Raw genomic sequence first — 18,921 nt, 5'->3', positions numbered from 1 at the left:
CATTAAATTTGATGGAGTGAATCGTTTTTGTTTTGATTCATACTCACACCTGACTTATTTTTACAATCACAGCGAAAATGGGTAATGATATCTCTTTGGCAATAGCTGGTATTTTGTGTGAAGAGAAACTTGGCATTCTTTGCGAAGGCTCTTAATAGAAAACTGATGATGGTAGCAATACTCGATATGGCGTGATTGTTGATTCTGCAAGCGATTTTCATATTGACCTCAGTTGAAGAGGCTCCCTTATGAGTGCCGCCATAAGAGAAATCCAAACAAAAAAGCCCTTGATGAATCAAGGGCTTTTGTATGTTTGGCGGAGAAGGAGGGATTCGAACCCCCGATACGTTTGCACGTACGCCTGATTTCGAGTCAGGTACATTCAACCACTCTGCCACTTCTCCGGTTTTGCTCAGTGCTCTGGCACTAGGCAAGTCGCGGATTATAGCAAACTTTATCTGGCTTTGATAGACGCGCATCATGGCTTAGTTTCTAAAGCCTTGGTGCAGTCGCTTTTCGGTAGCGATGTTTTTGACATTGCCGGATTTAGCTCTAGTAACGCATTTTTTGCTTGCTCTAAGTCTTTGCCAAACTCGTTAAGATAGCGTGAACGCTCTTCGCTTTGCCATTCTTCATCTGAGAAATTTTGTGCAGTATGCATTTTAGATACATAGGCAGGGCCGACAATGCGCGACATTAAAGCACGATCAGGGTCTGCGTTTTCTTTCAGCAGATAAGCGTCGATATCTCTGAGGGTTAATGGGAAGGTGGGCGATTGGTCGCGCATCAGTTTGCCGAAGACGGTTAACTTGACCTCGGTTGCGCCTTGCGGCAAAAGATCGTTAAACGTTACAAGTGCATATGGCTTGCCTTTAGCATCATCGATGCGTCCGGTAACGACATAGCGCCCTGCTTCGCGTACGTCGGCTTTGAGATAAAAATTTAGTGAACCCTGCTCGACTGCTTCGCGCACCGAACTGGCCCAGGTTGCGGGGACTTCTGGTGAATAGATGACATCGAAAAACAGTACGCCAGAACGATCGCCGACATTATATTTAAGCTCTAAACGAATGGTGCCATTGAACTGGGCTAAGCCTGTGGTAGCAGGCGTCAATACGCCAGAAAACATATTATCGCCAGCGACTGCATCGCCATTATTGCCATCGTCACTAAAGGCGACAGGGATTTGGGGCGCTTCTCGCGCGCCTTGAAATGTCAGTCCACGTGCGACTGCACGCGTGACAAATAATGGAAGAACATTGCCGTCCTCGTCCATCGCTTTTACGGTAAACATGACGCTCTCACGACTAGCTAAAAAAATCCGTGACTGCGTAGTCTCGATTTGGACATGTCCATCAGTCTGACCGTTTTCTTTGTGCATCGCCCGTTTTTCTTGCACAGGCTGATTTGGGTAAACCTGATCAGGGTTTTCGGCGATGGGACGTGATCCTTGTGGGTATTTTGTGCTGTTGCGGTAGCTGCATAAAGTCTGATCTGCCAATTCAACTTGCTTAGTCAAAGCCGCCAGACGTTGGTCGTGGTTGTTGTTTAACGCTAATAAAGAAGCACCGTCGGGACCGCCCGGCGTTTTTAAAAAATTGCTATTGGCTTGGTTGGCTAATGTGGCTGCCATGCTGGATTCTGTACCGCCAGAAAGCCACCAGACCAAAGCAACTAGTATAAGCGCTAGTGATACAGCCAGGGCTTGCCAATACCGACGCAACCAACCCGGTTGATTGGCAGATTGCGCCGAGTTTGAAGTCGCCCCTGACTTGTGCGAGGAGCTTACTTTTTTAGATCGCATCGTTTGATCAAATCTTCAGATAAGTTGACCTAAATTGTTAGCTTCGCATCGTGATCAAATTGCGTTACTGACCATATCCGCTCGTACCAGAGAGATGACGCCTTGCCAATTACTATTCGAGTAGTGGTTGTATGCTTCGGCATCATCGCGGAACGATACTGAGTGATAACTCCACTTCACGCTACCGCCCTCGTTGGCCGCGGTGCCTAAGGTCAGGTCATTACAGAACCAGTCGCTCGGATTACAAAATGCGGCACCCGAGCTGCCTGATACACCGCCTGAACTATGGTATGCCACAGCCTCGTCGTCCTGACCCGGCAATATCGCGGAATAGACCGTCCCCTTGGCGCCTGCATACATGTAGAACCAGACATTGTGGGTATCGTTATGGTTGTACATGGCGCGTGCGGTGGTGGTCTTTAAATCCTTAACCAGAGGCTCGGACACTGCCCACGATCCGACATCGGATAATTCTGATCCGCCACCCGCCCCTGCCGCCGTTCGCACCCACTTGATGTTCCAGCCGACTTGCGTACCGCTACCTGCATCACCACATTGGCCGGAGGCATTAGCGACGGCGTTTTTCTTGGTTCTGGCTGAGCCACCGTAGTTTGCTAAGGTGTAACCCATCATCAAATCGCCAGCGCTGTGGGTCGCTACGTAGCACCAGTTAGACCCAGTACAGAAGCAATCAAGTGCGTCGCGGATTTTGCCATTTTGGGAAGCAATACTGTTATAGCCATCCCAGTTAACTGCTTTTTTATTGATGCCCGCAGCGGTCGCAGATGGCCCCCAATACGTGAAGCTGGTGTAGTCACCCACCACGCCGCCACCGCCGCGACCATTGACCCATAAGGTGTAATTGGTCGCGCTGGCAATGCTGGACATTGCGCTGAGCGAGACAAACAAGAGTGCTGCAAAAATTCTAAATAATTTCGCCATTTAAATCGCCTCTAGTAAAAACATGGAAAAGTAAAACGCCTGAAAGCCATGATGCAGAAACGGGAACAAATTAATCAGCGAAGTCGAAGAACCTTGCATCGAACGCTAGCTGATCGGAGCGGAGTATCTGAATAGCAGCACCATATTGTCAATTTGCAACGCAACAAAATTAGGCGCTAAAAAACCACGGTTTTTTAGCCTGCCACATAGTAGAAATAGAATAGAAAAAGATATGCCAAAACAATATTAGTGGAAAAACTCTAATATTTAAAATGACACAAAATTGCAGCTATAAAAGGATAAGCGGCGGCAAGATTATGGTGCGCACGATCAAGGGCAAAGACAAATTAAAAATCGTTTACTTAATAAAAAAAGCGGCTGGGATGATCGGTCACCCCAGCCGCTTTTTAAAACCAAAAAGCTTATTTTGCAGCAGGCAACAAAGCCTCTACACCACCCATATACGGACGTAAAACTTCAGGAATAAGTACGCTGCCATCGGCCTGCTGATAATTTTCTAATACAGCTACCAAAGTGCGGCCAACTGCCAAAGCCGAGCCATTTAAGGTATGTACCAGTTCTGGTTTGCCTTGTGCATTACGGAAACGTGCTTGCATACGACGCGCCTGGAATGCACCCATATTAGAAATTGACGATATCTCACGATAGGTATTTTGCGCTGGCAACCAGACTTCTAAATCATAAGTCTTAGTTGAGCCAAAGCCCATATCGCCTGTACACAAACTCATGACACGATATGGCAAGCCAAGCTTTTTCAAAATCGCTTCTGCATGACTGACCATCTCTTCCAATGCGTTGGAGGATTGTTCTGGATGTGCAATCTGCACTAACTCCACTTTATCAAACTGATGCTGGCGTATCATGCCGCGGGTATCCCGCCCGGCACTACCGGCTTCGGAACGGAAGCATGGCGTGTGCGCCGTCATTTTGATCGGCAAACTCTCCAGGCTAACAATCTCGTCCCGCACGGTGTTAGTCAACGATACTTCTGCTGTGGGGATCAGGTACAAGGTCTCGCCCTCACCGTCTTGCCCACCCTTTTTGACTGCAAATAAATCTTCTTCAAACTTAGGTAACTGGCCTGTACCACGCATAGAGTCTGCGTTGACGATATACGGCGTGTAGCATTCTGTGTAGCCGTGTTCCAGCGTTTGTGTGTCCAGCATGAATTGCGCTAAGGCGCGATGCAAACGTGCCATACCACCGCGTAACAGCGTAAAACGTGAGCCGGTTAATTTGACTGCGACCTCAAAATCCAATCCCAGGGCTGCGCCAATATCGACGTGGTCTTTGACCTCAAAATCAAACACAGGAGGCGTACCAAATTGTCGAACTTCGATATTTCCAGTTTCATCCAAACCGACTGGAACGGATTCATCAGGCAAATTGGGGATGGCCAGCATGAAGTCACTCATAGCTGCTTGTACTTCGCCTAAACGAACTTCTGACGCTTTTAATTCTTCAGCGATGCTGTTAACTTCTGCCATTTGTGCAGAAGCGTCTTCGCCTTTGCCTTTAAGCATACCAATTTGCTTGGACAGAGAATTACGCTTACCTTGCAGCTCTTCAGTGCGCATCTGTATCTGCTTACGCTCACCTTCCAGCGCATTGAAAGTCGCAGTATCCAATTGAAATTTACGCGTTGCCAGACGAGCAGCAACGGTGTCGATGTCTTTGCGGAGGAGTTGAATGTCGATCATAGAATACTTGAGCCAGGTTAAAAGTAATTGCAATATAGTCGCAATGTAATTGAGCTGCGTATTGTACCAAGGGCGAGCTTGAATATTGCAACTTCGTGAAACATCGTCAAGCACAGCCACAACTTAGATTTTTTGGTAATAAATTTCATTTTACTCGCCCACTGATTCTGGGGCTTACCGAGGTTTTTTGGCTTGAAGCCCCGATAACCATTGGACGTTCATTTAAAGTCCCATAAGTATCAAACTACGCAACCTTGGGCATAAGAAAGCAGCGCTAAATAAATCGAAATTGACCAACAGACTTTTTAAAAACAATAATGCGTCGGCTCGGTGCTGAGATGGCACTTAGTTCTTCTTTATTTTTAATACCGCCCGCTGTCTGGCTTTGATTTCCACACCTGATTGGACAATATAATGAAACCCTTATCAACACGGACTCGCAATTACTTTCTTTCGTTGCTGATCGGATGCAGCGTTATCGCGGCTAGCAGTCCAGCGGCTTCTGCGGCGAGTTGTCCCTCTTGCGGCCCATCAGGAGTTTCTGCCCTATCCGTACTTTCTGGCGCGTTATTAGTTGAAGGATCGACAGAAGGCATTAAAGCATCTGGCACGCTGCTTGTCGTATCGGTAGAAAAACTGGCAGATGGCGTGGTCATCGTATGTAAAGGCGCGTCTGATGGTGCAAGCTACACTCTCAAACTCAGTGGTAAAGCGCTGGGTAATGTGTCGGTAGCCGCTGGCACCGTGGTGGAAGTCACTGCATTATCCGCAGGCACAATGCTGGTGGTTTCTGGTCAGGCAATTGCCTTTATTCCGAATGAAATTGGTCGTAGCTTGGTCCATCATACAGTCGCGAAATGAACTTCTCTCATCAATCAAAATGGCTGCTGGATCGTCTGCTAAAACGCGGTCTTAAAGCCGAGCTTTTACTCTTAAGCCTAGCTTTTATCGTATCTGCCAATAGCTACGCTGGTCGCTCATGCGAAGATCAGGCGCTGGATGCAAACGGATTGATGAAAGGTATGGAGCTGGCATTAAAAACCCGTAATGCATTGGACGCCAGCGGCGCGCAAGTCGCGCTTATCGCGCGGGTTGGTCAAGATTTATCTAAGTACCATGTACGCTACTCACACATGGGCATCATATGGCGCGATCATCCTGAAGGACGATGGTTGGTCGTGCACGAACTCAATGACTGCGGCACCGCTAACTCTCAACTGTACAACGAAGGTTTAGGCAATTTTTTTATGGATAGTCCATTTGCCTATGAGACTTTGATCGTGTTTCCAGATGCCGCTCTTCAGCAAAAACTGGTCGGCTTGCTAAATTCTGACATGCCGAGAAAACTGCATGCACCCCGTTACAATATGCTGGCATTTCCATTCTCAACCATGTACCAAAACTCAAATCAGTGGTTGCTGGAGTTGCTGGCAGCGGCAAGCGCTACTGATGTGCCAATCGATAATCGTACGCAAGCGCAAGCGTGGCTGACGATGGCGGCTTATCACCCAAGCACCTTGGATATTCCGGCGATGACGCGACTGGGAGCACGGATGTTCCGCGCTAACGTGGCATTTGATGACCATCCATTTGATCGTCGTATGGCAGGTCAGATTGACACGATTACGGTCGACTCTGTCGTACATTTTTTGGAGCAGCGGCACACAGTTAGCAGTCAGCAAGTTTTAACTTACCCTTGATTGAATTTTATATACTCCCCATTTATTTTTTTAAAATAACTGTATCGTCCATACTATAATTGGACGATTAAAAAATACACTATGGGAGTATATTTAAATGAAAATCATGTTCAAATTAAATGTAGATAGTTTTTTGTGACAATACATTGCTTTTCATATAATTCCGGCACGCTCTTAGCCCGCATCCCATGTCATTATTCTTCGAATAGGTATCGCCAATTTCAAGCTAAAGTTTGCGATGCAAAAAGTCACTGGAGTCCGGCTTAAAATATGTCGGAATGACGCTCCAACTCTTTTATACACAGCGTAGCTCCATCATCACGCAATATGCGCTCACTCTTCCGCAGCATCCAAGGATCGCAAATAAGCAAGCTTCTCGGCAATTTTGATCTCTAACCCACGTGGCACCGGCTGATACCAAGACTCGCCTTCTAAACCTTCTGGCAAATAAGTTTCACCTGCGGCATAAGCTTCAGGCTCATCATGCGCATAGCGATATAACTTACCGTAGCCAAGCTCTTTCATCAACTTGGTCGGCGCATTACGCAGGTGCTCTGGCACGGTACGTGATTTGTCTTTAGCGACCAAGGCTCGCACCAAGTTATACGCTTTGTAGACAGCGTTGGACTTGGCTGCGCAGGCGAGATAGACCACCGCTTGTGCCAGCGCCAGTTCGCCTTCTGGCGAACCCAGACGCTCGTATGTTTCTGCGGCGTCCAATGCCAGTCGTAAAGCGCGCGGATCGGCCAGGCCAATATCTTCACTTGCCATGCGGACGATGCGGCGGGCCAGATAACGTGGATCAGCGCCACCATCCAGCATGCGCACCATCCAATACAAAGCGGCATCGGGATTAGAGCCGCGTACTGATTTATGCAGAGCAGAAATCTGATCATAAAAAGCATCGCCACCTTTATCAAAGCGGCGTAAGGCATCCCCTAGACACTCGGCCAGTAGAGCAGTGTCAACTTCTTGCAACGCTTTTGCAGAGGCAGCACGGGCCACGATATCGAGGTTGTTTAATAATTTTCGACCATCGCCATCGGCACTGCTAATCAAACTTGCCTTGGCATCGGGATGAAATTGCAAGCCATCCAATTCACGCGCACAAGCTCTGTCTATCATCGCCTCCAGATCAGCGTCAGTCAGCGATTTGAGAACGTACACAGAAGCGCGGGATAACAGCGCGCTATTGACTTCAAACGAGGGATTTTCGGTAGTAGCACCGATGAAGGTGAACAAGCCACTTTCTACATGCGGCAAAAAAGCGTCTTGCTGGCTTTTATTAAACCGGTGGACTTCATCAACAAACAAAATCGTACGGCGTTGCGAAGTGGCCTGCAAAATTTGTGCCCGTTCAACGGCTTCGCGTATATCTTTTACACCGGACAATACTGCAGATAACGCGATAAATTCTGAGTGAAACGCATTTGCCATCAACCTTGCCAGCGTAGTCTTACCAACACCTGGCGGACCCCATAAAATCATGGAATGTGGATCGCCAGAGGTAAACGCCGCTCGTAAGGGTTTGCCCTCACTCAGCAGATGTTGCTGACCAATCACCTCATCCAAATTGGCAGGACGCATGCGCTCTGCTAGCGGAACGGGATTTTTGCGCGTTTTACTGACGCTACTCATATCGCTCATGGACGTAATACATCAACGCCGGCAGGTATGACGAATTTAAATTGATCGGCTTTGAGCGTCGGATTTTTTTCAATATTTTTTAAAGTCAGCAAAGAGATTTGACCAAAGCTGTCACGTAACTCCAAAGCTAAGGGCGCACCATCTTTCATACCTATGCCGATGTGCTCAAAATTACTATCTTTATCTTTAGGAGTAGCTTCAAGCCACTCCAGACCTTGTTTAACCCCGACCTCGCGCAAGGTAAAACTTTTTTCCAGATCACCGCTACCAAATAGAATTGCCGCAGGGCTTGCACCTAATGCATTGCCTAATTTTTTAATCGTAACCTGACTCAGATCTTTATCGAAGATAAACAACTGATCACCATCCGCTTGCAGGACTTGCTCGTAAGGTTTTTGGTAGGTCCAGATAAATTTGCCAGGGCGAGCGAAAATAAAAATCCCGCTGGAGGTTTTAGTTACCTTGGGTGCACCATCCACCATCTTGACTTGCTGTTGCAGGAACTCTCCCTTGGCGCTTTTTATATTGGTGGCAAAGGCTTTAAATTGTTCAATCGCGCTGGCATTGGCTAATACTGGCACTAGCATGCTGGCACTTAACATCATGCTAGCTACCAACTTTGTGACGCTATTAGCTACTTTATTCGTATTCATTTTCAATGAAAGTTTCACAAAAATCCTGACTGATTTAATTAGTTGTCTGGTGCTGTAGCCGCTTGCCGAACCGCTGCTTTCTGTCGCTGCGGTCGAATCGGCTGAAGTCCAGATATTTATTCGGCATTCCCCGCCGGCACCAAAATTTCACGATTACCATTTGACTGCATGGTGGATACTACGCCGCTGGTTTCCATCTGCTCTAGCAAGCGGGCGGCGCGATTGTAGCCTATGCGTAAATGCCTTTGCACCAAAGAAATAGAAGCACGACGATTCTTGAGTACGATCGCGACCGCCTGATCATACAGAGCATCGGCCTCACCACCGCCCTCACCTGGTGGAGCACCTACTTCGCCACCCTCTTCCAGCACGCCTCCCTCTAGGATGCCTTCAATGTAGTTTGGTTCCCCTTGCGCTTTCAAATGCGTTACCACACGATGCACTTCGTCATCAGAAACAAAAGCGCCGTGGACGCGTATTGGCAAACCAGTGCCGGGCGGCATATACAGCATATCGCCCATGCCCAGCAATGCCTCTGCCCCCATCTGGTCAAGAATCGTACGCGAGTCAATTTTGCTACTCACCTGGAACGCGATACGGGTAGGAATATTCGCCTTAATCAAACCGGTAATTACATCCACTGAGGGGCGCTGCGTGGCTAAAATCAAATGCAAACCAGCAGCACGGGCTTTTTGGGCAATACGGGCAATTAACTCCTCAACTTTTTTACCAACGACCATCATCAGATCAGCTAATTCATCGATGATGATGACAATGGTCGGTAATTTTTCTAAAGGCTCTGGAGCATCTGGCGTTAAGCTAAACGGATTAGGAATAAACTCTTCGCGCTTGGCTGCCTCAGCAATTTTGATGTTGTAACCGGCCAGATTACGCACACCCATTTTTGACATTAATTTGTAACGCCGCTCCATCTCTGCAACCGCCCAGTTCAAGGCATGTCCAGCCTGACGCATATCTGTTACTACCGGTGCTAACAGATGCGGGATACCTTCATACACAGACATTTCCAACATCTTAGGATCGATCAAAATCATACGCACATCATTCGGATCTGATTTGTATAACAACGATAAAATCGTAGCGTTAATACCGACCGACTTACCGGAACCAGTCGTACCTGCCACCAGCAAATGCGGCATCTTGGCAAGATCAGCAACTATGGCATTACCACCGATATCTTTACCCAGCGCGACCGTCAAACTGGATGCACTGTCGTTGTACACTTTGGAGCCAAGAATTTCGGTCAAACGTACGATTTGGCGCTTAGGGTTTGGCAGTTCCAAACCCATATAATTTTTGCCGGGAATGGTCTCAACTACTCGGATCGACGTCAGAGATAAGGATCGGGCAAGATCACGCGCCAAGCCAACAATCTGGCTACCTTTAACACCTGTTGCGGGATCAATTTCGTAACGGGTAATCACTGGCCCCGGATAGGCCGCAACGACTTTGGCGTCAACACCAAAGTCCGACAGTTTTTTCTCAATTAAACGGCTGGTAAATTCCAGCGTTTCTATACTGACGGTTTCTTGCGTCGGCGGTGCATCATCCAACAACGACAGTGGCGGTAATTTGCTGTCTAACATATCGCTAAACAGTGATACCTGACGCTCCTTCTCTACCCGTTCAGATTTTTGTACGCTGACGACTTGTGGTTCTATGCGTATTGGTGGTGCCTCAATAATCTTGGCTCTTTCGACGATGACAACTTCTTCACGTTTAACGGCGGCCGTTTGCCCGACCTTACGATCTTCACGCGCGGCATACTTGTTACCAATAAAAACAAAGACCGCTTCTAAAGCAGTACCAATTTTCTCCGCAATCTGCAACCAGGAGACATGAAAATATAAGCTGATACCCAGCGCAAATAATAAGAGCAATAGCAGAGTCGATCCGGTAAAACCAAAGGCCGCAAAGCTAGCGTTGCCGATCAATTCACCCAGCACTCCTCCTGGAGCTCGTGGCAATTGTGCCTTGATTGAATACAGTCGCAGGTACTCGATTCCCATACTGCCAGCCATAAGCAGAAAAAATCCGCCTGCCTGTATAAATTTTTCATAACTATGTTCAGCGTCTTGTTCTGCATTGACTGCCAGACGATTCGTTAGCTGGCGATAATCCTTCCAAACCAAACGGCATAGAACAACGCTCCACCACCAGGCAGATAAGCCAAAGATGTATAGAAATAAATCTGCAACCCAGGCTCCCACTTTGCCGCCGATATTGTGGATTTTCGGAACAACACTGGCGTGCGACCAGGCGGGATCAAGTTTGGCGTAAGTGAATAAAATTAAAATCAGATAAATACAAAGCGCCGCAAAGAGTATCCAGCGTGCTTCGATAAGCAAAATTACTAGCCGATTTGGTAACGGCGGCGCCGGCGTTTTATCGCGGTTGCGGGTATAGGCTTCATTATTGGAAATAGTCATAGTGCAGAATCAGCAGCCCATTACAATCAAGTTCAATCAAAATCAATCAAGTCAAACATACATTCAACACATATTAAACACTCATAAGATAGCATGTATGACAAGTGCCGCCAATCAGGCATCATCATAGAACCGTGCCGACTCAGGGCAAATCAAGCAATCGGCTGGCTATTCAATCAAAAACGCTTATTCGTCTATAATCTTGCCTAGGTAAAGTAAGACTTATTCGTGACGGATAGGTAAGAAGCTAAGTAGGAAAGTTAAATACTAAAGTCAACTGATAAATTAGATAGTCGCTGGCTGATAGTTAGCTAATATTCATCAGCTAATACTACGCCAGCAAATATGATTGAAATTTGCTGTTCCGTCGCAATCTGCAGCTTAGTTTATAGCCTCTTAAGGCAATTTAAATAGCATCAACTATGCCGATTGCCATCATCATTCAATTTATTTTCTCTCGGGTCAGCTTATGTCAACTACCACTCCAAAACATGCACACGTATTGATACTCGGCTCTGGCCCTGCTGGCTACTCTGCGGCTGTGTACGCGGCACGTGCCAATTTAAAACCAGTATTAATTACTGGTGTAGAGCAAGGCGGTCAATTAATGACCACAACGGATGTCGAGAACTGGCCAGCAGACCCTATGGGTGTGCAAGGGCCAGAATTAATGCAACGCTTTCAACAGCATGCAGAACGTTTTAATACTGAAATTATTTTCGACTATATCCACACCGCCAAATTGACTGAAAAGCCGATCCGCTTGATCGGTGACCAGGCTGAATATACCTGCGATTCACTGATTATTGCTACTGGCGCATCAGCACAATATCTCGGCTTACCTTCTGAAGAAAGTTTTATGGGTAAAGGCGTATCTGCTTGCGCGACCTGTGATGGCTTTTTCTACCGTGGCAAAGAGGTTGCGGTAGTTGGTGGTGGCAATACTGCGGTAGAAGAAGCGCTGTATTTATCTAATATCGCCAGTAAAGTGACTGTCGTACATCGTCGTGACAAATTCCGCGCAGAAGCTATTTTGATTGATCGACTGATGGCAAAAGTAGCCGAAGGTAAAATCGAAGTTAAATGGAATCACACACTAGATGAAGTAGTAGGAGATAGCTCTGGCGTGACTGGCATTAAAATCAAATCCAGTATTGACGGCAATGTTAGCGATGTCACCCTGCATGGTGTCTTCATCGCCATTGGTCACAAACCTAATACCAGCATCTTCGAAGGTCAACTCGATATGCATAATGGCTATATCAAGACTAAAACAGGCCTTGAAGGTATGGCGACAGCTACTAGCATCCCAGGTGTATTTGCCGCTGGCGACGTGCAAGATCATATCTATCGCCAAGCAATCACTAGTGCGGGTACGGGTTGTATGGCAGCCTTAGATGCACAGCGCTATCTCGAAGATTAATTTGTAATTTAAAATCCTTTCTCAGCCTGTTGGCTCTTTTAATCCTTGCTTATGCCCAGCTCCTTAAAAAATTTTGCTGATCTGAAAAACTTAGGTCAGCAATTAAAACAGCAGGAGGAAGTTCGCCTGTTGGAAGAAGCCGAGCGCAGCAAACGAGAGAAACAAGCGAAGCTGGAAGCCAACATTTTCCGCAATAGCATAGGTGAAGTGGCGCCACTCAAAACGGTGCCCAAACACATAGTTCAAGCGGCACGCCCGCAACCGATTCCATTCCAGCATATTGCAGATGAACGTGCTGCATTACAAGAATCCATATCGGATGAATTTGACGCCATCACCTTGCTAGCCACCGATGATGGCCTAAGTTATACCCGCGCAGGTGTTGGCAGTGATGTCGTCAAAAAATTACGTATTGGTCATTGGACTATACAAGCGCAACTAGATTTGCACGGTTTGCGGCGCGATCAGGCGAGAGAAAGTTTGGGCGAATTTTTGCGGAAATGCCAGCGCAACGAACATCGCTGCGTGAGGATTATTCATGGCAAGGGGTTAGGTTCAATCAACAAAGAACCTGTGTTAAAGAATAAAGTAAAAAACTGGTTGATACAAAAAGATGAAGTACTTGCATTTAGCCAAGCCACCGCTGCAGACGGTGGCTCTGGCGCATTGATCGTATTGCTCAAATCTTAGTTGCTCCAATCTCAGCTGTTCAGATCTGGATTACTCAAATTTCAACCCGAGAATTTTAATTCAAGAATTTGCCCTCTTTAGTGATTACAGTCATATCAACGTATTTTGATCCGTTGTGACTAGTTGGCGAAAAATTCACATCAAATCCGCCAACATCATAATTGCTCGTATTAATTGTCTCTAAGGAGGAGATCAATTTCTCACGCGACAAACTACGACCTGCACGGCGTAAGCCCTCGACAAATACTTTGGCGGCAATAAATCCCTCCAGACTGGAAAAATTCAAATCCTTAATGCCCGCTTTTTGCATGACTTTGGTGTATTCATTTACCACGGGCGTTGATGCTTTCCAAGGGAATGGAACTACTTGCGAAATCACGGTACCAGGGCCATCCGTACCTAAAGCATCTGCCAAGGCCTGGCTACCGACAAAAGATACGTTATAAAACTGTCCGTTATATCCTTCTTTGCGCATTCCTTTGATGTATGCCGCGCATGAGGAATAAGCACTAATCTGAATAATTACATCCGGACGTTTCGGCAAAATCTTAGCAATCGCCTTACTCACGTCGGTGCTATTACGTTCTACGGTCGCGGTTTCTACCATTTGCACGTTCATTTTTTTCAACGCACGTTCTACACCAGCTAAACCAGCCTTTCCATAAGCATCGTTCTGATAAAAGACAGCGATATTTTTAAGACCGGTTCTGACTAATCGCTCGACCAAATGCTCAGTCTCATCAAAGTAACTTCCACGAATATTAAATATCTGACGATTTAAGGGTTCGCGCAGCGACTGTGCGCCAGTAAAAGGAGCGAAGAAAGGAACTTTAGCTTGCGTAAAAATGGGCAAAGCTGCGTTACTGGTAGGCGTACCAACATAGCCAAATAAGGCGAATACATCCTCATTTTCGATGAGTTTTTTAGTATTAGCAGCGGCTAAATCGGCCTCATATTTATCATCCATTTTGATGATTTCAATTTTGCGCCCGTGCACACCACCAGCAGCATTGACCTGATCAAAATAAGCCTTGGCACCGGCGTGCAATTGGATGCCTAGTTGTGCAGCAGGACCAGTAAAAGCAGCCGATTGACCTAGTATGATTTTTTGATCCGTAATACCCTGATCAGCTGAAGCAGGTAATACGATGGCAGAGAGAGCCGCGAGCAGCGACAAGGAGAAATAACGACGTAAAGTTTGCATGATTTACCTGTTTAATCCAATTTAAACAGCATCAGAGCCGGTTTCACCTGTACGGATACGTATCACCTGCTCGACATTTTGTACAAAAATTTTGCCATCGCCAATTTTGCCTGTATGCGCTGCTTTAATGATGGCATCAACGATGTTATCGCAGATATTATCATCAACTACAACCTCAATCTTGATTTTGGGCAAGAAATCTACAACATACTCAGCGCCACGGTATAACTCGGTATGTCCTTTTTGACGGCCAAAACCTTTAACTTCAGTAACGGTTAGACCTGTAACTCCGATATCGGCCAATGCTTCGCGCACTTCGTCTAATTTGAACGGTTTAATAACTGCGGTGATTTGTTTCATGTTGTCCTCTTGAAATTTTATGTGATTTTATTGTTTTATTTTCTAACTATTTAGTCACGGAATTTTGATGTAATAGGATAACGCCAGTCACGCCCAAATGCACGATGTGTAACACGTATACCGACTGGCGCCTGACGACGCTTATATTCGTTAATTTTGATCAAACGAGTAATACGTTCAACATCTTCTTCACGATAACCAGCAGCAACAATCTCTGCTCTGCTTTGATTCTCTTCCATATACCGCTGCATGATGCCATCCAGTACCTCGTAAGGAGGCAAAGAATCCTGGTCTGTCTGGTCAGGTCGTAACTCGGCTGATGGCGGACGGGTCAATATACGCTCAGGGATGACAGGTGATAAACGATTACGGTAAGCACACAAACGATATACCAATGTCTTGGCAATGTCTTTAATCACAGCAAAACCACCCGCCATATCGCCATATAAAGTGCAATAACCGACTGCCATTTCACTCTTATTGCCGGTAGTCAGGACGATAGAGCCATATTTGTTCGATAAAGCCATGAGAATGGTGCCGCGAATCCGCGCTTGAATATTTTCTTCCGTCGTGTCTTCTGCTAAACCAGCAAACTCCTGACTTAAGGTATCTCGAAAAGCGCTAAAACAGGCGCTAATCGGAATTTCATCATAGCGTACACCCAAACCTTGCACCATTTCGCGCGAATCTAGCCAGGATATGTCAGCCGTGTAAGATGACGGCATCATGACTGCTCTGACTTTATCAGCACCCAAAGCGTCAACCGCAATTGCCAGGACCAACGCAGAATCCACCCCACCAGACAAACCCAACACAATACTAGGAAAACCATTCTTACCGACATAATCGCGCACACCTAAGACTAATGCCTGATAGACCTGCGCCTCTATCTGTGTATCTATCTGTACATCTGGACTGGCGCCATTGATTGCCTCCTGTGGTGCTAGCATTGGCGCTATTGGCATTATGGGCGCCGCACCATCAAATTCAACAATCTGCAAATCGGCTTCACAATGTTTTAGCTGTACACACACTTCGCCAGCCTGATTCATCACAAATGAATTGCCATCAAAAATTAGTTCATCTTGTCCGCCTACCAGATTGGCATAGACCAAAGACATACCTTGCGACGTGACATTAGCACGCATCACATCAAACCGCTGATGCTGCTTACTCATATGATAAGGCGATCCGTTAGGTACTAACAGCACTTCTGCACCGGCGTTTTTTGCAATCTTCGGCGCAGTAGGCAACCAGGTATCTTCACAGATATTCACACCAAACTTGATACCCTTCACTTCGAACACGAAGGCATCGTGCCCGGATGAAAAATACCGTTTTTCATCGAATACCATATCGTTTGGCAAATCATGTTTGTAATAGCTACCGATCACCTCACCGTTGCATAAAACGGATGCAGCATTCAAACGCACGCCGTTATTTTCGGCAGGATGTCCTATCAAAACATGCATGTCTTTTAAAACCCTCAAGCTCTCTGCAAGAGCGAATAAGGTCTCGCGCGTTTTTGCGTAAAATGCACTACGCAATAACAAATCTTCTGGCGGATACCCCACCAAGGAGAGCTCTGGCGTAACGACAATGTCAGCACCTTGTGCAGCAGCGCGCTGAGCATAATCAAGAATTTGCGCGGCATTGCCAGCAAGATCGCCAACAACGCTGTTCATCTGGGCTATTGCAACTTTTACTGTCATAGTGGCTTGTAGTAAATTTAAAAGAATTTGAAAATAATTCTGAAGAACTAGGTCTCAATAAATTAATCTAATAAGTTGAGTTTGAATGAACAGGGATATCACGAGCATCATGACTGAAAACCAGCACGGCCGGATCCAAGAAGATCTTCAAGAAAGTTCACATTATCGCACGCGTATCGTGACTTCATTGTCTGATGTCGGCGAGGCGCAGTGGAATCATTTGCTCAGCCTACAAACTACTAGTAATCCATTTTTATCTTACGCATTTCTGCACGCATTGCACGAATCTGGATCGGCATGCGCCAATACCGGTTGGCAACCGCGTTATATAACATTATGGGATGGCGACAGCTTAGTCGCCGCAATGCCTTTATATGAAAAAATGCATTCTTACGGTGAATATGTATTTGACTGGGCCTGGGCTGATGCCTACCAGAGAAATGGCTTTCATTATTATCCCAAATTACTCTCGGCGATTCCATTTACGCCAGTCACTGGCGGTCGTCTGCTAGCAAGAGATGTGCATACACAAATCGCTTTATTGAATGCTCTCAAGGATATTCAAAAAACGGGAGAATACTCATCTACCCATATTCTCTTCCCTCCCATAGAAGAGGCTCAATTACTACAAGCTGCGGGTTTTCTATTGAGGAGCGGCGTTCAGTTTCATTGGATCAACCGGGATTACTATGATTTTGAAGATTTTCTATCTCAAATGGAGCAAAAAAAGCGTAAAAATATCCGTGCCGAACGACGTAAAGTAAGTGAGGCCGGCGTCCAGTTCCGCCAGGTTGCAGGACCAAATATGACAAAAGACGACTGGATATTTTTTAAGCGTTGCTATGACCACACTTACTCCGATCATCATTCCTCACCCTATCTAAACTTAGATTTTTTTCTGAGAATAGGCGCAAGTATGCCCGCTAATTTGAGACTCATTTTTGCAGAACGTAACGGCAAACCCATCGCAGCTTCTTTGTTGGTGCATGACGACGATACGCTGTACGGCAGATATTGGGGTTGCCTGGAACATGTACCTTGTCTGCATTTTGAGACCGCGTACTATCAGGCAATAGAATTTTGTATAGCAAAAAAAATTAAGGTTTTTGAAGGCGGTGCGCAAGGTGAACATAAAATGGCACGTGGGTTTTTGCCCCAAAAAACTTGCTCAGCACATCATTTGGTTCAGCCAGAATTTTTTGACGCAGTTGCACATTTCCTGGAGCGCGAAACCGATGGCATAGCGCACTATTTTAATGAACTGAATGACCGGATTCCATTTAAAAATCTAAAAAATTAACTGTGGCAGGAAAGACTTGAAATTCTTCCTTGAGCAAGGCATCCTGTATAGATGACTCCATTATCCTCAACTCACCCAGCGTCTAAGCAAGGATTGCCAACGCGTCGTGTCGGGCGCTTCTATCTGACAGACAAGCTGGGCAAAGGGTCAAATGGTGCCGTCTTTCTGGGACATGATCCTGTGATTGATCGCCCGGTCGCAATCAAAATACTTGGCACTAGCCACGGGATTGCAGACAAAAAACAACGCGAACAGCAATTCATTAACGAAGCACGCGCTGCCGGACGCTTATCTCATCCCAATATTGTGACTATCTATGATGCCTCCAGTGAAGGCGGCACAACATTTATTGCGATGGAGTTTTTACAAGGTCAAGATCTGCGTGAGTTACTCGCTAGCGGCAAACATTTCGATAATATTGCGACCGCTAATATTATTCATAAAATCGCCGAAGCACTCGCGTATGCCCATGAGAATGGTGTAATTCATCGGGATATCAAACCTGCCAATATTTTTATCCTACCGAATCAGCAACCAAAAGTAGTTGATTTTGGGATTGCCCGCGCACCGAATAGAATTCTGACCAATCCTGACAATCCAGCACAAACCTTATTCAACAATAATGTGCTCGGCACGCCAAACTATATGTCACCAGAACAGGCTATGAGCCAGCAAGTAAATGCACTGACCGATGTGTACTCGCTAGGTGCCGTGATGTATGAGATGTTGACGCAACAAAAACCGTTTCAATCTAACGACATTGACAAATTACTTAATCAGATCGCACACAAACAAGCAAAATCACCATCCGAATTAAATCCCCAGGTGTCCACCAGTCTTTCCGCAATAGTAATGAAAGCGATGCAAAAATTACCTGAGCATCGCTATAGCAGTGCGGCTGAAATGGCGCAAGCCTTACAAAAAGTATTAGAAAGAGACCAGCGCCTTAAACGCAAACGAAAAAATGCGGGCATAGGTAGTAATGGGGATAACGATCCAAACGCTGGCGATGAAAATAAAAATTCCTGGTTAAGCTGGGCAGCGGTATTTATAGCACTCGCGCTGGTAGGCGTATATCTGTTGAAATAAGCTCAGCTAAAGCATCAATCCTCCATACTCACAGTAAGTATATTTTAATTGCCCATATACTCTCTCGATAATACTGCGTTTATTATAAAAAATAGGGGGAGTATATCAATTCAGATTTTCCAATGGATCACTATTAGTTCGTAGGAAGATAGACGGCGTGCTCTGTTCAGAGGAATAACAACATCGCGATTTGAGTACAAACGCTACAACGACAATTGCACCTTTT

15 protein-coding genes and 1 tRNA gene are annotated in these 18,921 nt (G+C 46.1%); 6 read left to right on the top strand and 10 right to left on the bottom strand.

The window, feature by feature from the left end; genetic code table 11:
- Positions 1–314 precede the first annotated feature (314 nt).
- The 4 genes from AAKU64_RS13135 to serS all read right to left on the bottom strand — a co-directional run bounded on the left by AAKU64_RS13135 (position 315) and on the right by serS (position 4,467).
- Positions 315–404, bottom strand: a tRNA-Ser gene (locus AAKU64_RS13135).
- Positions 405–478: 74 nt separating this feature from the next.
- Positions 479–1,804, bottom strand: a complete 1,326-nt coding sequence (locus AAKU64_RS13130) for a choice-of-anchor X domain-containing protein (protein WP_354332532.1) — start codon at positions 1,802–1,804, stop codon at positions 479–481.
- 54 nt (positions 1,805–1,858) lie between these two features.
- Positions 1,859–2,746 (bottom strand): hypothetical protein, encoded by an 888-nt coding sequence (locus tag AAKU64_RS13125; protein WP_354332533.1) that lies wholly within the window; start codon positions 2,744–2,746, stop codon positions 1,859–1,861.
- A 422-nt stretch (positions 2,747–3,168) separates the two neighbouring features.
- Complete coding sequence (gene serS, locus AAKU64_RS13120) at positions 3,169–4,467, bottom strand: serine--tRNA ligase (RefSeq protein WP_354332535.1); 1,299 nt, start codon at positions 4,465–4,467, stop codon at positions 3,169–3,171.
- A 414-nt stretch (positions 4,468–4,881) separates the two neighbouring features.
- Here serS and AAKU64_RS13115 point away from each other — a divergent pair, with 414 nt between their 5' ends.
- Entirely contained in the window at positions 4,882–5,328 is a 447-nt protein-coding gene (locus AAKU64_RS13115) for a hypothetical protein (RefSeq protein WP_354332537.1), read from the top strand.
- Positions 5,325–6,167: a DUF2145 domain-containing protein gene (locus AAKU64_RS13110; RefSeq protein ID WP_354362227.1), complete on the top strand. Its 843-nt coding sequence runs from the start codon at positions 5,325–5,327 to the stop codon at positions 6,165–6,167. Before AAKU64_RS13115 ends, AAKU64_RS13110 begins: the two co-directional genes overlap by 4 nt.
- 333 nt (positions 6,168–6,500) lie before the next feature.
- On the opposite strand, the gene AAKU64_RS13105 is transcribed toward AAKU64_RS13110, so the two are convergent.
- The 3 genes from AAKU64_RS13105 to AAKU64_RS13095 all read right to left on the bottom strand — a co-directional run bounded on the left by AAKU64_RS13105 (position 6,501) and on the right by AAKU64_RS13095 (position 10,917).
- Positions 6,501–7,805 carry a replication-associated recombination protein A gene (locus AAKU64_RS13105; RefSeq protein ID WP_354332540.1) on the bottom strand — a complete coding sequence of 435 codons (1,305 nt, stop codon included), beginning with the start codon at positions 7,803–7,805 and terminating at the stop codon, positions 6,501–6,503.
- 5 nt (positions 7,806–7,810) lie between these two features.
- On the bottom strand, positions 7,811–8,467 hold the full coding sequence (gene lolA, locus AAKU64_RS13100) for an outer membrane lipoprotein chaperone LolA (RefSeq protein WP_354332583.1): 657 nt from the start codon (positions 8,465–8,467) through the stop codon (positions 7,811–7,813).
- Between the two features lie 116 nt (positions 8,468–8,583).
- The gene (locus AAKU64_RS13095) at positions 8,584–10,917 is read right to left on the bottom strand and encodes a DNA translocase FtsK (RefSeq protein WP_354332541.1); all 2,334 of its coding nucleotides are present in this window, start codon (positions 10,915–10,917) and stop codon (positions 8,584–8,586) included.
- Positions 10,918–11,386: 469 nt separating this feature from the next.
- On the opposite strand from AAKU64_RS13095, the gene trxB reads away from it, so the two are divergent.
- Both trxB and AAKU64_RS13085 read left to right on the top strand, forming a co-directional pair.
- Positions 11,387–12,340, top strand: coding sequence for a thioredoxin-disulfide reductase (gene trxB / locus AAKU64_RS13090; protein WP_322118305.1), 954 nt, complete (start codon positions 11,387–11,389; stop codon positions 12,338–12,340).
- A 51-nt stretch (positions 12,341–12,391) separates the two neighbouring features.
- Complete coding sequence (locus AAKU64_RS13085; RefSeq protein WP_354332543.1) at positions 12,392–13,030, top strand: Smr/MutS family protein; 639 nt, start codon at positions 12,392–12,394, stop codon at positions 13,028–13,030.
- 55 nt (positions 13,031–13,085) lie between these two features.
- Here AAKU64_RS13085 and AAKU64_RS13080 read toward each other — a convergent pair whose 3' ends face one another.
- The 3 genes from AAKU64_RS13080 to AAKU64_RS13070 are packed head-to-tail and all read right to left on the bottom strand — an operon-like array spanning position 13,086 to position 16,306.
- Positions 13,086–14,234, bottom strand: coding sequence for an ABC transporter substrate-binding protein (locus AAKU64_RS13080; protein ID WP_354362226.1), 1,149 nt, complete (start codon positions 14,232–14,234; stop codon positions 13,086–13,088).
- A 21-nt stretch (positions 14,235–14,255) separates the two neighbouring features.
- Positions 14,256–14,594 (bottom strand): P-II family nitrogen regulator, encoded by a 339-nt coding sequence (locus AAKU64_RS13075; RefSeq protein ID WP_322118302.1) that lies wholly within the window; start codon positions 14,592–14,594, stop codon positions 14,256–14,258.
- Between the two features lie 50 nt (positions 14,595–14,644).
- A complete protein-coding gene (locus AAKU64_RS13070) occupies positions 14,645–16,306 on the bottom strand; it encodes an NAD+ synthase (RefSeq protein ID WP_354362225.1) in 1,662 nt (553 codons plus the stop codon).
- A gap of 109 nt (positions 16,307–16,415) precedes the next feature.
- On the opposite strand from AAKU64_RS13070, the gene AAKU64_RS13065 reads away from it, so the two are divergent.
- Positions 16,416–17,606 (top strand): GNAT family N-acetyltransferase, encoded by a 1,191-nt coding sequence (locus tag AAKU64_RS13065; protein WP_354332549.1) that lies wholly within the window; start codon positions 16,416–16,418, stop codon positions 17,604–17,606.
- 51 nt (positions 17,607–17,657) lie between these two features.
- Positions 17,658–18,695 carry a serine/threonine protein kinase gene (locus tag AAKU64_RS13060; RefSeq protein WP_354332551.1) on the top strand — a complete coding sequence of 346 codons (1,038 nt, stop codon included), beginning with the start codon at positions 17,658–17,660 and terminating at the stop codon, positions 18,693–18,695.
- Positions 18,696–18,921 lie beyond the last annotated feature (226 nt).

The sequence above is a fragment of the Undibacterium sp. GrIS 1.8 genome (assembly GCF_040544445.1).
Taxonomy (GTDB): Bacteria; Pseudomonadota; Gammaproteobacteria; order Burkholderiales; family Burkholderiaceae_D; genus Undibacterium.
The sequence above is the reverse complement of the archived record's forward strand: the minus strand, read 5'-3'. Positions and strand labels throughout refer to the sequence as shown.